Here is a 16,220-nt window from a genome sequence, read left to right as displayed (position 1 = left end):
CCCGAGCCCGCCCTCGCATCCGCCGCCCCGCAGAGCAACGCGGAGATCGCCGCCAGCCGGCTCCGGGGAGCACGCGACGTCGAAAAGCCCGGCAGCGGGCAATCCGCCCCGCGCAAACCCTCGCCCGATCATACGGGGCAGGGCGTGATCCTGCTGGTCGAGGACGAGGATCCGGTGCGCGCGGTCAACAGCCGAGCCCTGTCGGCACGGGGCTACACGGTTCTGGAAGCCGCCTCCGGCCTCGACGCCCTGGCCCTCATCAGCGATGTCGACCAGACCATCGACCTCGTCGTCTCCGACGTGGTGATGCCGGAGATGGACGGTCCGACGCTGCTGCGCGAATTGCGCAAGCACCGCCCGGACCTGAAGGTGATCTTCGTCTCCGGCTATGCCGAGGACGCGTTCCGCAAGAACCTCCCCGAGGGCGAGGATTTCAACTTCCTGCCCAAGCCCTTCAGCCTCAAGCAGCTCGTGGAAACGGTGAAGGAGACGATCGCCCGCTAGGGCGACGTTCTCCCACCGAATGATGCGAAATTGGCGCCCGGCACCTTGCGAAAAGAGAACAAACCAAGTACATCATTCGCATCCGAGGCACATTGAGCCTTGAGCTCTCCCCATGCATAAGGATGCCGACGAATGGCCCAGCCCGCGCTGAAAGTTGTGGATTCCCCGATGGTGGACAAGGACAAGGCGAAGGCGATCGATGCCGCGCTGTCCCAGATCGAGCGTGCTTTCGGCAAGGGCTCGATCATGCGGCTCGGCAAGAACGATAAGGTGGCGGAGGTCGAGACCATCTCCACCGGATCGCTCGGCCTCGACATCGCGCTCGGCGTCGGCGGCCTGCCGCGTGGCCGGGTGATCGAGATCTACGGCCCCGAATCCTCGGGCAAGACCACCCTTGCCCTTCACACCATCGCCGAAGCCCAGAAGAAGGGCGGCGTCTGCGCCTTCGTGGACGCGGAGCACGCCCTCGATCCGGTCTATGCGCGCAAGCTCGGCGTCCAGCTCGACGATCTCCTGATCTCGCAGCCCGATACCGGCGAACAGGCCCTGGAAATCACCGACACCCTGGTGCGCTCGGGTGCCATCGACGTGCTCGTTGTCGATTCGGTGGCGGCGCTGACGCCCCGCGCCGAGATCGAGGGCGAGATGGGCGACAGCCAGCCCGGTCTTCAGGCGCGCCTGATGAGCCAGGCCCTGCGCAAGCTCACGGGCTCGATTTCGCGCTCCAAGTGCATGGTCATCTTCATCAACCAGATCCGGATGAAGATCGGCGTCATGTACGGCAGCCCGGAGACGACCACGGGCGGCAACGCGCTCAAGTTCTACGCGTCGGTGCGCCTCGACATCCGCCGCATCTCGACCCTGAAGGACCGGGACGAGGCCATCGGCAACCAAGTCCGCGTCAAGGTGGTCAAGAACAAGGTCGCGCCGCCCTTCAAGCAGGTGGAATTCGACATCATGTTCGGTGAGGGCGTCTCGAAGGTCGGTGAGTTGATCGACCTCGGGGTGAAGGCCGGGATCGTGGAGAAGTCCGGCGCCTGGTTCTCCTATGCGAGCCAGCGCCTCGGCCAGGGCCGCGAGAACTCGAAGGGCTTCCTGCGCGACAACCCGGACATCGCCAACAAGATCGAAGCGGCGATCCGGCAGAATTCCGGCCTGCTCGCAGACAAGATCCTCGAGACGGCCAAGCCCACCGAGGACGATCTGGACGAAGGCGAGGCCTGATCGCCTCGCAGGTCATCGAAGAGGCCGTCGCAGCTCCCTGCGGCGGCCTTTTTTGATGATCGGATCGGTGCAGTATCGATCCGACCTTCCGGCCGGGCCTCGACGAGAGCCCGAACGGCTCGCGCGCACTACCTTCGCGTGGCCCGCGACGGACTTACGAAGCCACCCTCAAACCGCCATTCCGAGGGGACGCGACGGGCGCCGCGGCCGTTTTGCAGCCCACGTCGTGAAAAAGCGGAACCCACCGCAATCGACCGGGCGTGACTCGACGGTCCGGCCTCCTTATGAGGGCGCAAGCCACGAAGAAGCCTCGGGTCGTCGTCTCGACGGCCCAAAGCGCACGACAGAGTCATTTCACGATGAGCGGCGTCAACGAGATCCGGTCGGCCTTCCTCGACTATTTCGCCAAGGCGGACCACGCCGTGGTGCCGTCGTCGTCCCTCGTCCCCCGCAACGACCCGACCCTGATGTTCACCAATGCGGGGATGGTGCAGTTCAAGAACGTCTTCACCGGCGTCGAGAAGCGGCCCTACAACCGGGCCACCACGGCGCAGAAATGCGTCCGCGCCGGCGGTAAGCACAACGACCTCGACAATGTCGGCTACACGGCCCGCCACCACACCTTCTTCGAGATGCTCGGCAACTTCTCCTTCGGCGATTATTTCAAGCCGCAGGCGATCGAACTGGCCTGGAGCCTGATCACGAAGGAATTCGGCCTGTCGAAGGACCGGCTGCTCGTCACCGTCTATGCGGATGACGACGATGCGGCCGATCTCTGGAAGAAGATCGCGGGTTTTGGCGACGACCGGATCATCCGCATCGGCACCTCCGACAATTTCTGGCAGATGGGCGATACAGGCCCCTGCGGTCCCTGTTCGGAGATCTTCATCGATCAGGGTCCCGGCCTCCAGGGCGGTCCTCCCGGTTCGCCGGACGAAGACGGAGACCGGTTCCTGGAATTCTGGAACCTCGTCTTCATGCAGTACGAGCAGATCGAGCCGGGCAACCGCCTCGCCCTGCCGCGCCCCTCCATCGATACCGGCATGGGCCTGGAACGCATGGCGGCGATCCTCCAGGGCGTCACCAGCAATTACGACACCGACCTGTTCAAGGCCCTCATCGATGCGGTGAGCCACGCGGTCGGCCGGCCGCCGGAGGCCGGCACCGTCGCCTCCTACCGCGTCATCGCCGATCACCTGCGTTCCGTCTCGTTCCTCATCGCCGACGGCGTGCTGCCGTCGAACGAGGGCCGCGGCTACGTCCTGCGCCGCATCATGCGCCGGGCCATGCGCCACCTCGAACTCCTCGGCTCCCGCGAGCCCGTGATGTTCCGCCTGGTTCCCACCCTGGTCCGCGAGATGGGGCAGGCCTATCCCGAACTGACCCGCGCCGAGAGCCTGATCTCGGAGACCCTGCGCCTGGAGGAGACCCGCTTCCGTCGCACCCTCGAGCGGGGCCTCGCCATCCTCGATTCCGAGAGCCGCACCCTGGTCTCCGGCCAGAACCTGTCCGGCGAGACCGCCTTCACCCTCTACGACACCTACGGCTTCCCCCTCGACCTGACCCAGGACGCCCTGAAGGCCCGCGGCATCGGCGTCGACACCGACGCGTTCGGTCAGGCGATGGAGCGCCAGCGCAAGGCCGCCCGCGCCGCCTGGACCGGCTCGGGCGAGGCCGCCACCGAGACGGTCTGGTACGGCATCAAGGAGCGCGTCGGCGCCACCGAGTTCCTCGGATACGAGACCGAGGGCGCGGAAGGCATCGTCACCGCGCTCCTGCGCGACGGGGCCGAGGTGGAGAGCCTGTCGGCCGGCGAGACCGGCCTCGTGCTCCTCAACCAGACCCCGTTCTATGCCGAATCCGGCGGTCAGGTGGGCGATACCGGCCGCCTGTCCGCGTCGGGCCTGACCGCGCGGGTCACCGCCACGGAGAAGAAGCTCGGCGATCTCTTCGTGCATCACGTCACCGTCGACGAGGGGCGGTTGACCCTCGGGCAGGCGGCGGAACTCACCGTCGATCACGCCCGTAGGTCGGCGATCCGCGCCAACCATTCGGCCACCCATCTTCTGCACGAGGCCCTTCGCCAGGTGCTCGGCGACCATGTGGCCCAGAAGGGCTCGCTGGTCTCGGCCGAGCGCCTGCGCTTCGATTTCAGCCATCCCAAACCCATGGACGAGGCCGAGCTCCGCGCCGTGGAGGACATCGCCAATGCGGTGCTCCTGCAGAACACGCCCGTGGTGACGAAGCTGATGGCCCAGGACGAGGCCGTCGCCTCAGGCGCCCGCGCCCTGTTCGGCGAGAAATACGGCGACGAGGTGCGCGTCGTCTCCATGGGACGCCCGGTCGACGATCGGGGCGAGCTCGCGGAGGAGGGCCGGCTTCCGGCCTTCTCCATCGAACTCTGCGGCGGCACCCATGCGGGCCGCACGGGCGAGATCGGGCAGATCTCGGTGCTCGGCGAGAGCGCGGTCGGTGCGGGCGTGCGCCGCATCGAGGCCCTCACCGCCGGGGCGGCCCGCCGTCACCGCGCCGAGGAAAGCCGCACCCTCGGCCAGATCGCCGGACTCCTCAAGGTCCAGAGCGCCGATGTCCCCGAACGGCTGAGCGCGCTCATCGATGAGCGCCGCCGCCTGGAGCGCGAATTGTCGGACGCCAAGAAGAAGCTCGCCATGGGCGGCTCGTCGGGGAACGACGACGGCATCGTCGAGGTCGGCGGCGTCAAGCTGATGGCCAAGGTCGTCGAGGGCGTCGAGATGCGCGACCTGAAGAGTCTCGCCGATGCCGGCAAGATCCGCATCGGCTCCGGCATCGTCGCCCTGGTGGGCGTGTCGCCGGACGGCAAGGCCGGCCTCGTCGTCGGCGTCACCGAGGATCTGACCGACCGGTACGACGCGGTCTCCCTCGTCCGCGCCGGGGCCGGGCATCTCGGCGGCAAGGGCGGCGGCGGACGCCGCGACATGGCCCAGGCCGGTGGCCCGGAGGGAACCGGCGCCCAGGCGGTGATCGACGCCATCGCCCAGGCGCTCTCCGTCAGTTGACGCGCTTCCAAGTCTGGCGCTTGCAGAACACGCTCATCACGCAACCGGCGACCTCGACCACGTTCGGCCCCTTCACCGTGAGACTGCCGGAATAGGTTTTGCCGTCGTTGGGATTGTATAGAGAGCCCTCGTAGCCGTCCCCGGACGGGGTCGCCGCGTTCATGATCTGGACGCCGATCAGGCTGCGGGATTGCAGCGAGGCATCCGGGTTCTTGGAATCGAGGCCCTTGCCCGGCACGCTCACCAGGGTGCCGCAATAGCCACCGCCGCAGCGCGCGATCCGAACCTTCGAATCCCCGTTCTCGGTGAGCCAGACCCCGCTCGGGTCGGCCCCCTTCTGGGCGAAGCCCCCTCCCGTCATCGCGATCAGGGCCATGACGGCCACGGCGGATCGCGTTGGCATCGCTGTGAACTTCATCGTCATCCTTCGTCCTCTCGAACGGTTCCGGCGGCCGCCGGGGCGGCCCCGCCTCGCGGGAAGCGGGAGTTAGCCCTCCGGCATGGGAGGGGCAAGCGCAGGGTCGAGACCGGCCCGATACGCCACCGCATGCCTTGACAGGGCGCCCCGGCACGCGCCTAGAGACCGCCGAAGTTGAATGGAGAATCGCGATGCGTGTGGTCGAGACACGGATTCCCGCGGTGAAGCGGGTCGTGCCCAATCGCTTCGGCGATGACAGGGGCTGGTTCTCGGAGACCTTCCGGGCCGATGTCCTGGCCGGTGCCGGGATCGCCGACGCCTTCGTGCAGGACAACCAATCCTTCTCCGCCCAGAGCGGGACCGTTCGCGGCCTGCATTTCCAGCTCGCACCGGCGGGCCAGGCCAAGCTCGTGCGCGTCCTGTCGGGCTCCATCCTCGATGTCGCCGTCGACCTGCGGCGCGGATCCGAGACCTATGGACAGCATGTCGCCGTCCGGCTCGACGCCGCCGAGGGCGAACAACTCTACGTCCCGGTGGGGTTCGGCCATGGGTTCTGCACCCTGGAACCCGACACCATGGTCGCCTACAAAGTGTCGGCCTATTACAGCCGCGAGCACGACCGCAATCTGGCATGGAACGATCCGGACTTGGCTATCGACTGGCCGGTCGGCGAGGACGAGGCGGTCTTGTCCGACAAGGACCGCGTGGCACCGTCCTTCGCCGATCTGGGCGCGGTGTTCTGACGTACCGCCCGCCCCCTCGGCGAAGGCACGTCGGAACGACGCGATACCGAACCGCCCATGCGTGACCACCAGGATCTATGAACATGGCCAAATCCCAACGCATTCTGGTCACGGGCGGCTGTGGCTTCATCGGCTCGGCTCTGGTCCTGCACCTCGTCCAGGATCTCGGCCATGAGGTCGCGACCCTCGACGCGCTGACCTATGCGGCCAATCCGATCTCGCTGGCTCCCCTCGATGGCGATCCGCGGCACCGGCTGGTGACCGGCGACATCTGCGATCCCGCCGCCGTACACGCCCTCTACGCCGAGTTCCGGCCCGACGCGGTGATGCATCTCGCCGCCGAGAGCCATGTGGACCGCTCGATCACCGACCCGGGCGCCTTCATCCGCACCAACGTCGTCGGCACGCAGGTGATGCTCGATGGCGCCCGTACCTACTGGGAAAGCCTCGGCGGCGAAGCGAAGGCGGCGTTCCGGTTCCTCCACGTCTCCACCGACGAGGTCTACGGCTCGCTCCCGCCGGACGGGTTCTTCACCGAGGACAGCCGCTACGACCCGCGCTCGCCCTATTCGGCCTCCAAGGCCGCCTCCGACCATCTGGCACGGGCCTGGGGGGAGACCTACGGCCTGCCGGTTCTGGTGACGAACTGCTCCAACAATTACGGCCCCCGGCATTTCCCGGAGAAGCTGATCCCCCTGATGATCCTCAACGCCCTCGAAGGCCGGCCTCTGCCGGTCTATGGCGACGGCCTTAACGAGCGCGACTGGATCCACGTGGAGGACCATGCACGGGGCCTCGTGGCGGTGCTGGAACGGGGCCGCCTCGGCGAGACCTATCTCCTGGGCGGCCGCTCGGTGCGCAACAATCTCGCCGTGGTGAAGGCCCTCTGCGCCGCCTTCGACCGGCTGCGGCCGGAGCATGGGCCGCACGAGCGCCTGATCTCCTTCGTGGCCGACCGGCCGGGCCACGACCGGCGCTACGCCATCGACCCCGGCAAGGCCGAGCGGGAGATCGGCTGGACCCCCACCAAATCCTTCGAGGAAGCGCTTGAGGAGACCGTGCGCTGGTATCTCGACAACGAGGCGTGGTGGCGTCCGATCCGCGAGGGCCGCTATACCGGCGAGCGCCTCGGCCTCGGCACGCAAGCGGCGAAGGCTTGAGATGGATATCCTGATCCTCGGCGGGGCGGGCCAGGTCGGCACCGAACTGCAGGCCTCCCGGCACTGGGGCGCGGGCGTGACCCTCGTCGCCCCGACCCGTACCGAACTCGACGTCACCGATGCCACAGCCGTGGCGCGGATCTTTACCGAGCGCACCATCGGGGCGGTGGTGAACGCCGCCGCCTACACCGCCGTGGACAAGGCCGAGTCGGAGGTGGTGGAAGCCTGGCGCCTCAACGCCCTGGCCCCCGCCATCCTGGCGGCCGAGACGGCGCGGCGGGGCATCCCCCTCGTCCACGTCTCCACCGATTACGTCTTCGACGGCGCCGCATCGGGCGCCTATGCGCCGGACGCGCCGATCCGTCCGACCAGCGTCTACGGCGCCAGCAAGGCCGCCGGCGAGATGGCGGTCCGCACCGCCAATCCGCGCCACGCCATCCTGCGTACCGCCTGGGTCGTGAGCCCGCACCGGGGCAACTTCGTGAAGACGATGCTGCGGCTCGGAGCCGAGCGGGATGCGCTGAACGTGGTGAACGACCAGCGCGGCTGCCCGACCTCGGCCGCCGATCTCGCCGCCGCCCTCGCGGACATCGCCCTGCGTCTTTCCGCCGACAGCGACGCGCCCACGGGCACGCATCACTTCGTCAATGCGGGCGCCACCACCTGGCACGGTTTCGCGCAAGCCATCGTCGCCGGCTCGGCCGCGCGCGGCGGGCGGAGCGTTCCGGTCAACGGCATCCCCACCAGCGCCTATCCGACGCCCGCGCGGCGGCCCGCCAATTCGGAACTGTCCACCGAGAGCCTGACGAAGGCCTACGGGCTGGCGCCGCGCCCCTGGCAGGCGGCCCTCGACGACATCCTCGACCGGCTTGTAGGCCCCGCGCATCATTCAGCAGAGGCACAGTCATGAAGGGCATCGTTCTCGCCGGTGGGTCCGGCACGCGCCTTCATCCGGCGACCCTGTCGATCAACAAGCAGCTGCTGCCCGTCTACGACAAGCCGATGATCTATTATCCGGTCTCGGTGCTGATGCTCGCCGGCATCCGCGAGATCCTGATCATTTCGAGCCCCGAGCATCTCGGCAATTACGAGCGTCTGTTCGGCACCGGCGAGCAGTTCGGCCTCTCCTTCAGCTACGCCGTTCAGCCGCGCCCGGAAGGCCTCGCCCAGGCCTTCACCATCGGTCGCGACTTCGTCGGCACGGACGACGTCGCCCTCGTGCTGGGGGACAACCTGTTCTTCGGCTCGGGCATGAGCGCCATGCTCAAACAGGCGCGCGAACGGAAGACCGGCGCGACGATCTTCGCCTATCACGTGGATCACCCGGAGGCTTACGGCGTGGTCACCCTCGACCGTGACGGGCGGCCCCTGCGCATCGTCGAGAAGCCCACGGAGCCGGAAAGCCCATGGGCCGTGACCGGCCTCTACTTCTACGACAACCGGGTGCTCGACATCGCCGCCGCCGTGAAGCCCTCGGCGCGCGGCGAATTGGAGATCACATCCGTCAACCAGGCCTATCTCGACCTGGGCGAACTCCATGTGCAGCGCATGTCGCGCGGCTATGCCTGGCTCGATACGGGGACGCATGACAGCCTGCTGGAGGCGGGCGAGTTCGTGCGCACGCTGCAGAACCGGCAGGGCCTCCAGGTCGCCTGCCTGGAGGAAATCGCCTATCTCCAGGGCTTCATCGACAAGGCGCAGCTGATCGCCCGTGGCGAGCTCTTCGCCAAGACCGCCTACGGCCAGAACCTGCTGAAACTGTCGAAGCTCGACCCGGAATCCCGCCTCGACGAGTGAGCCGCTCGCCTAGACCTCGCCCCTGGCGAGGATGGCGCCCGTATAGGTTTCGCTGACCTCGCAGATCGGGCGCCCCGATCGGTCCGAGAGGATCGCCTCGATGGCGAAGACGAGATCCGACGGGCCGGGAACACCCGCATCCCGCGGCCACAATCTCAGCAGCCGGAGGTTCCTGCGTTTCGGGAACAGGGTGTGGACCACCCGGCCGAAGGGAGCCTCCGTCCTGTCGAGGGACAGGTTCATCTCCGTCGTCAGACGCGCCGGGACGTACCAGTTCTCGGCCTGCGACAGGACGTAGCCGGCGCAACTCAGGCGGACGTGCCGGTAGCGAACCGCCTCTCCGTCGGACAAAGCCAGCCGCCGGCTCTGCACCGGGCTCGGGAGCCGTTCGGGACCCGGAACCCGCGTCGCCACCAGACGGGCCTCCGACGCGAGCCGACGCTCCTCGCACCAGCCCTCCAGCACCGTCGTCGCGCTGTCGCCGTTCAGGAGCCGTGCGCTCAGGGTCTCGATCAGCGCCTCGGCGTCCGAGGTGGGGGTGGTGAGGGCATGCCGTCCGGCGGGTAGGGTCATGGCTCCGACCTATCATGGGGCCGAAGGCGACACACGCCATCATCCGTCTTCGTGCCCGACCGATTGGGGACCACCGGATCGTCCGCTCACACCGGGCCCATGGAACCGAATGCCGGGCTCCGCTCCCGGTGCGACCGGGAACGGAGCCCATCGGCAGAGGCGCCCGCGTCAAGCGCCGAAGACGAACAACTCGTTGATCGCGTCCTGCACGTCTGCGCTCGCCACATCGTGCAGAATGATCTTGTTGGAAGAGGCGACGTCCTTGAAGGTCACCAGCGTGTCTCGGCCGTTATTGAGACCGCGCAGGATGACGTCACTCACGACGACGCCATCGATATCCACGGAGATGTGGTCGACGTCGATGTCGAATCCGTAGAGGTTGTCGCGGCCGAAGCCGGCCTCGAAGTGGAACGTGTTGTCACGACCGCTCGCGATGATCTTGTCGCCGCCGGCCCCGCTGTCGATGACGTTGCTGCCCCTGCTGACAACAATGCGGTCGGCGCCCGACGTGCCGATGATCTCCACATCGGCCGAGGTTTGAGACACGATCCTGATGCCCGTGGTCGAGCCCGACATGTCGAGGTCCATGTCGCCGCGGATGTAGATGGCCTCGATGCCGGTGAAGTTCCCGGTGGACCGGTCGTCGGAGAGCCTGACGGAGCCGGAGCCCATCAGAAAGAGGAAATCGTTCCCCTCGCCGCCATTCACGATATCGGGCGTTTCGCTGATGACGAGACGGTCGTTGCCGCCATCGCCGTAGAGCCGATCGGTACCGCCATTGCCGTTGATGGTATTGTTGCCGGAGTTTCCGCCGAGGATATCGCCTTGGGCGCTGCCGAGCAGGTTCTCGAAGCCGCCGAACGTATCTCCTTCCGCGTCCCCGCTCGCGGCGATATTTTCCGCGAAACTCACGGCTACGCCTCTCGCCGAATGGGCATAGCTCAATGTATCGATGCCAGCACCGCCGTAGAGGCTATCGCCTCCCGCGCCGCCCTCGATGACGTTGTTGTTACCATCACCGCTCGCGCTGTCGTCGAAATCCGTCAAGCGCAGATTAAGAATATTGCTGAAAGTGTCTTGAAGTTTCGCCCCAGTATTATCGATGCTACTGCCACTCCCGATACCGACAGAGACGCCGAAGAAACGGCCGGGTTGATACTCGGAGCTTTCCGTGAACGATGCATAGCTCAGAGTGTTCGTCCCCCCGCCACCGTCGATCGTGTTGGTGCCCAGACCGGCTTCCAGGATGTCGTTGCCGTCGCCGCCGTAGAGGGTGTCGCCGCCATCGCCACCGTTGAGGATATCATTGCCGTCACCGCCGTCGAGGGTGTCGTTACCGCTGCCGCCGTTGAGGATATCGTCGCCGCTTCCGGTCACCAGGATGTCGCCGAAATTCCCCCCGGTGAAATCCAACGCAGCGGACGAATCGCTGAAATCCGCGAAGATGCTCGCATTGTCGACCGACAGCATGTCGATTCCCCCGAAACCCTGCAGATTCCCGACCTCGGTGGGAGTTTCGGCTATGAAGTCACCAAAACGCGTCGCTATCTTATAGATCTCGTTTATTGGAAAAGGGAAGAATACTTCATCGCTGTTGACATCGTTGTAATTCGAATCGCGGGTGTATTGTATCGAAGACATCGTCAGACCTTGTAGAATTCGGGCCTCGCCGCGCGTTCATCGGGAAACCCATAGGCCTTTCGATTGAACTGCGGAGGCAAGATACAATCTTTCCGTGAATCGATTGATAATCTTCGACCTCTCGTCAAATGCATCTCCGGGCTCAACGTCTGCGATAGTGCAGAATGGTGCGCCATCTCGATGCGAGGTGATGGTATGGCCGATGCGAGGGACGGGACGAGCGCGGGCCTGAGCGAAACCGAACTCCGCCCTCCCGAACGCAATTCCACCGGTACCACCGGAGGGCCATCGACCGGCGCCCCTATGGTGAGCAAGCGGACAAAGCGCTTCGTTCGAAGTCTCTGTCATCGCGGAGGTGAGCGGCGGCGAGGACGGATCGGTCGGCTGATGCGCCGGGCGGACCACGATGGCCCGATCAGCCGAACGCTTCGGCCGCGCGCCTGCAAGGCCTCACGCCAGGCGACAGCGGAGCCATGTCTTCATGACGATCGAAGAGGGGGATGACCGATGACAATCCTGACCGGGCCGGCTGGCGGCATCCGGGGCGTGGCCGCGAAGATCGAATGGTGGAGCCTAACGGGATCGAACCGATGACCTCTTCCATGCCATGGAAGCGCTCTCCCAGCTGAGCTAAGGCCCCACATTCCGGGACAATCGCGACGCTGTCTCGCGATTGTCGTCATCATCGGTGAACCTCACCGAGATTGGTCTTGTCCGATTCGTTCCACGGCGCCCCTCGGGGCGACATCCGCGAACCGGATGAAAAGAAATGGTGGAGCCTAACGGGATCGAACCGATGACCTCTTCCATGCCATGGAAGCGCTCTCCCAGCTGAGCTAAGGCCCCACTTCTGGGACCACCGCAACACGTCTCGCGATGGTCGTTCCGCCAATCTGCCTCGCGGCGTCCGGCGGAGGCGGTTCTATATTCGGGCCGTTGCCCGGACTCAAGCCCCTAATCGCATTCATCGCCGAGAATTTTCGGCGCTGGGCCTCGGGACAGGCAAAGCGAGGCGGGGACGCGCCTCAGCTTTCTTCGTCGTTCTCGATATCGCCGTCGATGAGATCGGCCACGTCGTCGTCGCCGGTATCTTCCTCCTCGAGGAAGGTGTCGTCGGCGTCGGTCGAATCGGCGTCGTCGTCGCCGGTCGTGGTATCCGCTTCGTCCTCGGCGGCCTCGACCTCGTCGAGGGACACGATCTCGGGACCGCCCTTCTCGGCGTCCGTATCCTCGTCGTCGTCAGCCGGAACGGCCGCGGCGCGGGAGGCGAGGGCGGGAGCGGCGATGCGCGACGTCGCGGCGGCCTGATAGATGGTCCCGCATTTCGGGCAGGTCGCGGGATCCTTGTCGAGATCGTAGAATTTCGCGCCGCAGCTCATGCATTGACGCTTCAAGCCGAGTTCCGGTCTGGCCACGGGCGAACCTCTGATAGGGATTTGGGAGAGGCGCCCCGTTAGTCGGGTGAAACCGTCCTGTCAAATGCTCTCACGCAGGCGATCCGCCGCGTTCGGCCCGAACCTCGTCCGGATTCGACCGCGCCGAGGCCGCGACGGGTCGGATGACGCCGCCCCGCCTGCGTGGTAACCGGCCCCATGACGTCGCCGCCGGCCGAAGGGCCGGCTTCGACGGCCCGACTGCGCCAGAAGCCGAAAAGTCATCATTCCCGTGTCGCACACTTCCGAACCGCAGCCCCTGACCGCTTCCGCCGGCTCGCCCTTGCGCGGCGCGCTGCGGCCGCCGGGCGACAAGTCGATCTCCCACCGGGCGATGATCCTCGGTCTCCTGAGCATCGGCGAGACCCGCATCGAGGGATTGCTCGAAGGCGACGACGTGCTACGCACGGCGGAGGCCGCCAGAGCCCTCGGGGCCGGGATCGATCGTCTCGGGGAGGGGCGCTGGGTCGTGCGCGGCGTCGGCATCGGCGGGATGACCGATCCGGCCGGCGTGCTGGATTTCGGCAATGCCGGCACGGGCTCGCGCCTGATGATGGGCGTGGTCGGCGGGCAGGACGTCACCGCGACCTTCGACGGCGACGCCTCCTTGCGCAAGCGCCCCATGCGTCGCATCCTCGATCCGCTGATCCGTATGGGCACGCAGGTACTGAGCGAGGAGGAGGGCGGCCGCGTGCCCCTCACCCTTCGCGGGCCGAGGGAAGCCATTCCGATCACCTACGAGACTCCCGTCGCCTCGGCCCAGATCAAATCCGCGGTGCTCCTCGCCGGCCTCAACGCGCCGGGAACCACGACGGTGATCGAGGCGGCGGCGACCCGAGACCATAGCGAGCGGATGCTCCGCCTCTTCGGGGCCGAGGTACTGGTGAGCCCTCACGGACCCGGCGGCCACGGTCGCAGCATCGCCCTCACCGGCCAGCCCACCCTGCGCGGCACCGACGTCATCGTGCCGGCCGACCCGTCCTCGGCGGCCTTCCCGCTGGTGGCGGCCCTCATCGTCCCGGGCTCGGAAGTGACGATCCAGGGCGTGATGATGAACCCCCTGCGCATCGGCCTCATCACGACGCTGCTGGAGATGGGCGCCGATATCGAGCGGCGCAACGAGCGCGACGAGGGCGGCGAGACCGTGGCCGATCTCCATGTCCGCGCCAGCCGGCTCAAGGGCGTCGACGTGCCTGCCGAGCGGGCCCCGGCGATGATCGACGAATATCCCGTCCTCGCCGTGGCCGCCGCCTTTGCCGAGGGCGTCACCCGGATGAACGGGCTGCACGAACTGACGGTGAAGGAATCCGACCGGCTCGCCGCCGTGGCGGATGGTTTGCGCGAGAACGGCGTGACCTACCGGATCGAGGGCGACGACCTCATCGTCGAGGGCGACGGCTCCGCCGCGCGGGGCGGCGGCACCGTCGCCACCCATCTCGACCACCGCATCGCCATGGCCTTCCTGGTGATGGGCCTCGCGACGAAGCAACCCGTGACCGTCGATGACGGCGCGATGATCGCCACCAGTTTCCCGAGCTTCCTGCCGACGATGCGGGCACTCGGCGGCCGCATCGCGGAGTGAGCCCCATGCCGATGGTCATCGCGATCGACGGACCCGCCGCCTCGGGCAAGGGAACCCTCGCCAAGCGCCTCGCCGCGCATTACGGGCTGCCGCATCTCGATACGGGTCTGCTCTACCGGGCCGTGGCCCTCACCGTCATCGATGCCGGCTGCAATCTCGACGATCACGCCGCCGCCGCTCGGGCCGCCGCGACGCTGATCGCCGACCGGCTCGCCGACCCGAGGCTGCGCGAGAGGGCGATGGGAGACGCGGCCTCGCGCATCTCGTCGATCCCGGCGGTGCGCGCGGCCCTGCTCGCCTGGCAGCAGCGTTTCGCCGGCGGTGCCAGCGGTGCCGTCCTCGACGGGCGCGACATCGGCACGGTGGTCTGTCCGCAGGCCCAGGTGAAACTGTTCATCACCGCCGCCGCCGAGGAGCGCGCCCGGCGCCGACACCTCGAACTCCTGCGGCGCGGCGAGTCGGCGAGCCTCGGGGCAATCCTGTCCGACATTGTCGCCCGCGATGCGCGCGATGCTCAACGCTCGACGGCGCCCCTCAAGGCGGCCGCCGACGCCGTCCTCCTCGACACCACCGAACTCGATGCGGACGAGGCCTTCGAGGCAGCGCGCGCCGTGGTGGACCGGGCGCGCGTCCACTGACACCCGCTTACCGCTCGGGCTCCGGCCCGTAGCGGTTCGGGCCGGGCGTACCCCGCCGGCAGATGGTTTCCACGAAGAACCATAGATTGAACCCGGTCATGGCCAGCGTGGCGGCGATCACGGGCCACGGATAGACGTCGGCGAGAGTCTCGAGCGGCGCGAAGCCAGCCAGGGTGGTGATGACGTCGGGCAGCATCCACCATCCCGTCCGGCCCCGGTCGTGCAGGCGCCGGATCGTTGCCACCATGAGCAGGACAGCTATTCCGGCCACGCTGACACCGACGATGGCGAGGCCCGTGAACCGCGCATCCAGCGACGCGGCAAGGATAGCGACGCTGCCGGAGACGAAGAAAAGCAGCAGCATCCCGATCAATCGGCGATGATAGCTCCGGCGGGACATCCGGCCTCGCGGATCGAAGAGCGCCGCGAACGAATCAAGCGTGTTCATCATGTCCCCCTCGGCTTCACCCGCCGGGTCGGCGGCTCGGTCAACGGATCGTCCGGCCAGGGATGGCGCGGGTAACGCCCGCGCATCTCGGCGCGCACGGCACTCCATGAGCCGCGCCAGAAGCCGGGCAGGTCCTTCGTGATCTGGATCGGCCGCGAGGCCGGTGACAGCAGGTGGAGAACCAGCGGCACCCGTCCGCCGGCGATGGCGGGATGGCGGTCGAGGCCGAACAGCTCCTGCACCCGGACGGCCAGGACCGGACCGCCCTCGGCATCGTAGTCGATGGGAATGCGCGATCCCGTGGGCACCTCCACATGGGTCGGCGCCTCCGCGTCGAGGCGGTGACGCATGTCCCACGGGAGGAGTGCGTTGAGGGCGCGGCCGAGATCGTCGGCGGTGACGGCGTCGAGGCCGGTGCGTCCCTCGATCTCCGGCGCGAGCCAGTTCTCCACCGATGCGCTCAACGCCGCGTCGGAGAGGTCGGGCCATGCTTCGCCCTCGGCCGCGCGCAGGAAGCTCAGGCGGGACCGCCATTGGGCCAGGGCCGGCGTCCAGGGCAGGCTGTCGAGGCCGAGCCCGGCGATGCCCCGCGCCAGGATGACGGCCGATGCCGCATCCAACGGCACCGGCAGGATCCGCTCGCCGAGGGTCGCGGCACCGAGGCGGCGGGAGGCGCGCGCCCTCAGGGACCGGGAGCCCTTGTCGAACACCACCTGGGTGACGGAGTCGATCCGTTCCGCGAACGCGGCCTCGATGTCGTCCAGGGTGATCGCGGCAGCGGCGAGGATGCGCCCGGAGGCCGCCGTGCCGGCGATGTCGGCCACCACGAGGAAGGGTTCGCGGGCGAGCGCCGAGGCCGGGTCCACGCGCCCGGCGCGTCCGTTCGCCATGACGAACTCGCCGTCACGCCCCCGCGAGCGGGCGACGCGGTCGGGATAGGCCAGCGCAAGGAGCGCTCCGGCCCCGGAAACATCGGCCGTCGGCACCGCGCCCGCGAATCCGGCGGCCTGCTCGGCCCAGC

Annotated in this window: 15 protein-coding genes and 2 tRNA genes; 9 read left to right on the top strand and 8 right to left on the bottom strand. The window is 67.5% G+C overall.

The genetic code is table 11. The annotated features are described in order from the left end of the window. The 3 genes from FV220_RS19280 to alaS all read left to right on the top strand — a co-directional run. Positions 1-504 (top strand): response regulator (locus FV220_RS19280; protein WP_244973573.1); only part of this gene is annotated, 504 nt, incomplete at its 5' end. 132 nt (positions 505-636) lie between these two features. Then, positions 637-1,728 (top strand): recombinase RecA, encoded by a 1,092-nt coding sequence (gene recA, locus FV220_RS19275; protein ID WP_056144359.1) that lies wholly within the window; start codon positions 637-639, stop codon positions 1,726-1,728. Positions 1,729-2,087: 359 nt separating this feature from the next. Then, on the top strand, positions 2,088-4,766 hold the full coding sequence (gene alaS, locus FV220_RS19270) for an alanine--tRNA ligase (protein ID WP_147832909.1): 2,679 nt from the start codon (positions 2,088-2,090) through the stop codon (positions 4,764-4,766). Here the strand turns inward: alaS and FV220_RS19265 are convergent. Then, positions 4,759-5,169 (bottom strand): DUF2147 domain-containing protein, encoded by a 411-nt coding sequence (locus tag FV220_RS19265; RefSeq protein WP_056144775.1) that lies wholly within the window; start codon positions 5,167-5,169, stop codon positions 4,759-4,761. The genes alaS and FV220_RS19265 overlap by 8 nt on opposite strands. Positions 5,170-5,375: 206 nt before the next feature. Here FV220_RS19265 and rfbC point away from each other — a divergent pair, with 206 nt between their 5' ends. From rfbC to rfbA, 4 genes are all read left to right on the top strand, one after another. Beyond that, on the top strand, positions 5,376-5,927 hold the full coding sequence (gene rfbC, locus FV220_RS19260) for a dTDP-4-dehydrorhamnose 3,5-epimerase (RefSeq protein WP_056144364.1): 552 nt from the start codon (positions 5,376-5,378) through the stop codon (positions 5,925-5,927). A 77-nt stretch (positions 5,928-6,004) separates the two neighbouring features. Beyond that, a complete protein-coding gene (rfbB, locus tag FV220_RS19255; RefSeq protein ID WP_187273463.1) occupies positions 6,005-7,087 on the top strand; it encodes a dTDP-glucose 4,6-dehydratase in 1,083 nt (360 codons plus the stop codon). Between the two features lies 1 nt (position 7,088). Next, on the top strand, positions 7,089-7,997 hold the full coding sequence (gene rfbD / locus FV220_RS19250; protein WP_147832907.1) for a dTDP-4-dehydrorhamnose reductase: 909 nt from the start codon (positions 7,089-7,091) through the stop codon (positions 7,995-7,997). Next, complete coding sequence (gene rfbA / locus FV220_RS19245) at positions 7,994-8,884, top strand: glucose-1-phosphate thymidylyltransferase RfbA (RefSeq protein WP_018042723.1); 891 nt, start codon at positions 7,994-7,996, stop codon at positions 8,882-8,884. Before rfbD ends, rfbA begins: the two co-directional genes overlap by 4 nt. A gap of 9 nt (positions 8,885-8,893) precedes the next feature. Here rfbA and FV220_RS19240 read toward each other — a convergent pair whose 3' ends face one another. The 5 genes from FV220_RS19240 to FV220_RS19220 all read right to left on the bottom strand — a co-directional run bounded on the left by FV220_RS19240 (position 8,894) and on the right by FV220_RS19220 (position 12,513). Next, entirely contained in the window at positions 8,894-9,457 is a 564-nt protein-coding gene (locus tag FV220_RS19240; protein ID WP_147832906.1) for a hypothetical protein, read from the bottom strand. Positions 9,458-9,625: 168 nt separating this feature from the next. After that, entirely contained in the window at positions 9,626-11,098 is a 1,473-nt protein-coding gene (locus tag FV220_RS19235; protein ID WP_147832905.1) for a calcium-binding protein, read from the bottom strand. 564 nt (positions 11,099-11,662) lie between these two features. After that, positions 11,663-11,738, bottom strand: a tRNA-Ala gene (locus FV220_RS19230). Between the two features lie 130 nt (positions 11,739-11,868). Next, positions 11,869-11,944, bottom strand: a tRNA-Ala gene (locus tag FV220_RS19225). A 179-nt stretch (positions 11,945-12,123) separates the two neighbouring features. Beyond that, positions 12,124-12,513 (bottom strand): TIGR02300 family protein, encoded by a 390-nt coding sequence (locus tag FV220_RS19220; protein WP_026175741.1) that lies wholly within the window; start codon positions 12,511-12,513, stop codon positions 12,124-12,126. A gap of 250 nt (positions 12,514-12,763) precedes the next feature. Here FV220_RS19220 and aroA point away from each other — a divergent pair, with 250 nt between their 5' ends. Both aroA and cmk read left to right on the top strand, forming a co-directional pair. Continuing rightward, positions 12,764-14,113: a 3-phosphoshikimate 1-carboxyvinyltransferase gene (gene aroA / locus FV220_RS19215; protein WP_056158172.1), complete on the top strand. Its 1,350-nt coding sequence runs from the start codon at positions 12,764-12,766 to the stop codon at positions 14,111-14,113. Between the two features lie 5 nt (positions 14,114-14,118). Continuing rightward, the gene (gene cmk, locus FV220_RS19210; protein ID WP_018042729.1) at positions 14,119-14,751 is read left to right on the top strand and encodes a (d)CMP kinase; all 633 of its coding nucleotides are present in this window, start codon (positions 14,119-14,121) and stop codon (positions 14,749-14,751) included. Between the two features lie 7 nt (positions 14,752-14,758). Here cmk and FV220_RS19205 read toward each other — a convergent pair whose 3' ends face one another. Continuing rightward, positions 14,759-15,202 (bottom strand): DUF805 domain-containing protein, encoded by a 444-nt coding sequence (locus FV220_RS19205; RefSeq protein WP_018042730.1) that lies wholly within the window; start codon positions 15,200-15,202, stop codon positions 14,759-14,761. Continuing rightward, positions 15,199-16,220, bottom strand: a 1,022-nt coding sequence (locus FV220_RS19200; protein WP_281406095.1) for an ATP-dependent helicase C-terminal domain-containing protein, incomplete at its 5' end; no start/stop codon positions are given. The genes FV220_RS19200 and FV220_RS19205, both read right to left, overlap by 4 nt.

This window comes from Methylobacterium sp. WL19, assembly GCF_008040005.1.
In the GTDB taxonomy this organism is placed as follows: domain Bacteria; phylum Pseudomonadota; class Alphaproteobacteria; order Rhizobiales; family Beijerinckiaceae; genus Methylobacterium; species Methylobacterium bullatum.
Note: the sequence above shows the minus strand (reverse complement) of the source record. Positions and strands in the feature narration are given on the sequence as shown.

Bases quoted from the DNA above. Each gene is read 5' to 3' on its own strand.
- recA (WP_056144359.1), top strand. From the start codon at position 637: ATGGCCCAGCCCGCGCTGAAAGTTGTGGATTCCCCGATGGTGGACAAG.
- alaS (WP_147832909.1), top strand. From the start codon at position 2,088: ATGAGCGGCGTCAACGAGATCCGGTCGGCCTTCCTCGACTATTTCGCC.
- FV220_RS19265 (WP_056144775.1), bottom strand. From the start codon at position 5,169: ATGCCAACGCGATCCGCCGTGGCCGTCATGGCCCTGATCGCGATGACG.
- rfbC (WP_056144364.1), top strand. From the start codon at position 5,376: ATGCGTGTGGTCGAGACACGGATTCCCGCGGTGAAGCGGGTCGTGCCC.
- rfbB (WP_187273463.1), top strand. From the start codon at position 6,005: ATGAACATGGCCAAATCCCAACGCATTCTGGTCACGGGCGGCTGTGGC.
- rfbD (WP_147832907.1), top strand. From the start codon at position 7,089: ATGGATATCCTGATCCTCGGCGGGGCGGGCCAGGTCGGCACCGAACTG.
- rfbA (WP_018042723.1), top strand. From the start codon at position 7,994: ATGAAGGGCATCGTTCTCGCCGGTGGGTCCGGCACGCGCCTTCATCCG.
- FV220_RS19240 (WP_147832906.1), bottom strand. From the start codon at position 9,457: ATGACCCTACCCGCCGGACGGCATGCCCTCACCACCCCCACCTCGGAC.
- FV220_RS19235 (WP_147832905.1), bottom strand. From the start codon at position 11,098: ATGTCTTCGATACAATACACCCGCGATTCGAATTACAACGATGTCAAC.
- cmk (WP_018042729.1), top strand. From the start codon at position 14,119: ATGCCGATGGTCATCGCGATCGACGGACCCGCCGCCTCGGGCAAGGGA.
- FV220_RS19205 (WP_018042730.1), bottom strand. From the start codon at position 15,202: ATGATGAACACGCTTGATTCGTTCGCGGCGCTCTTCGATCCGCGAGGC.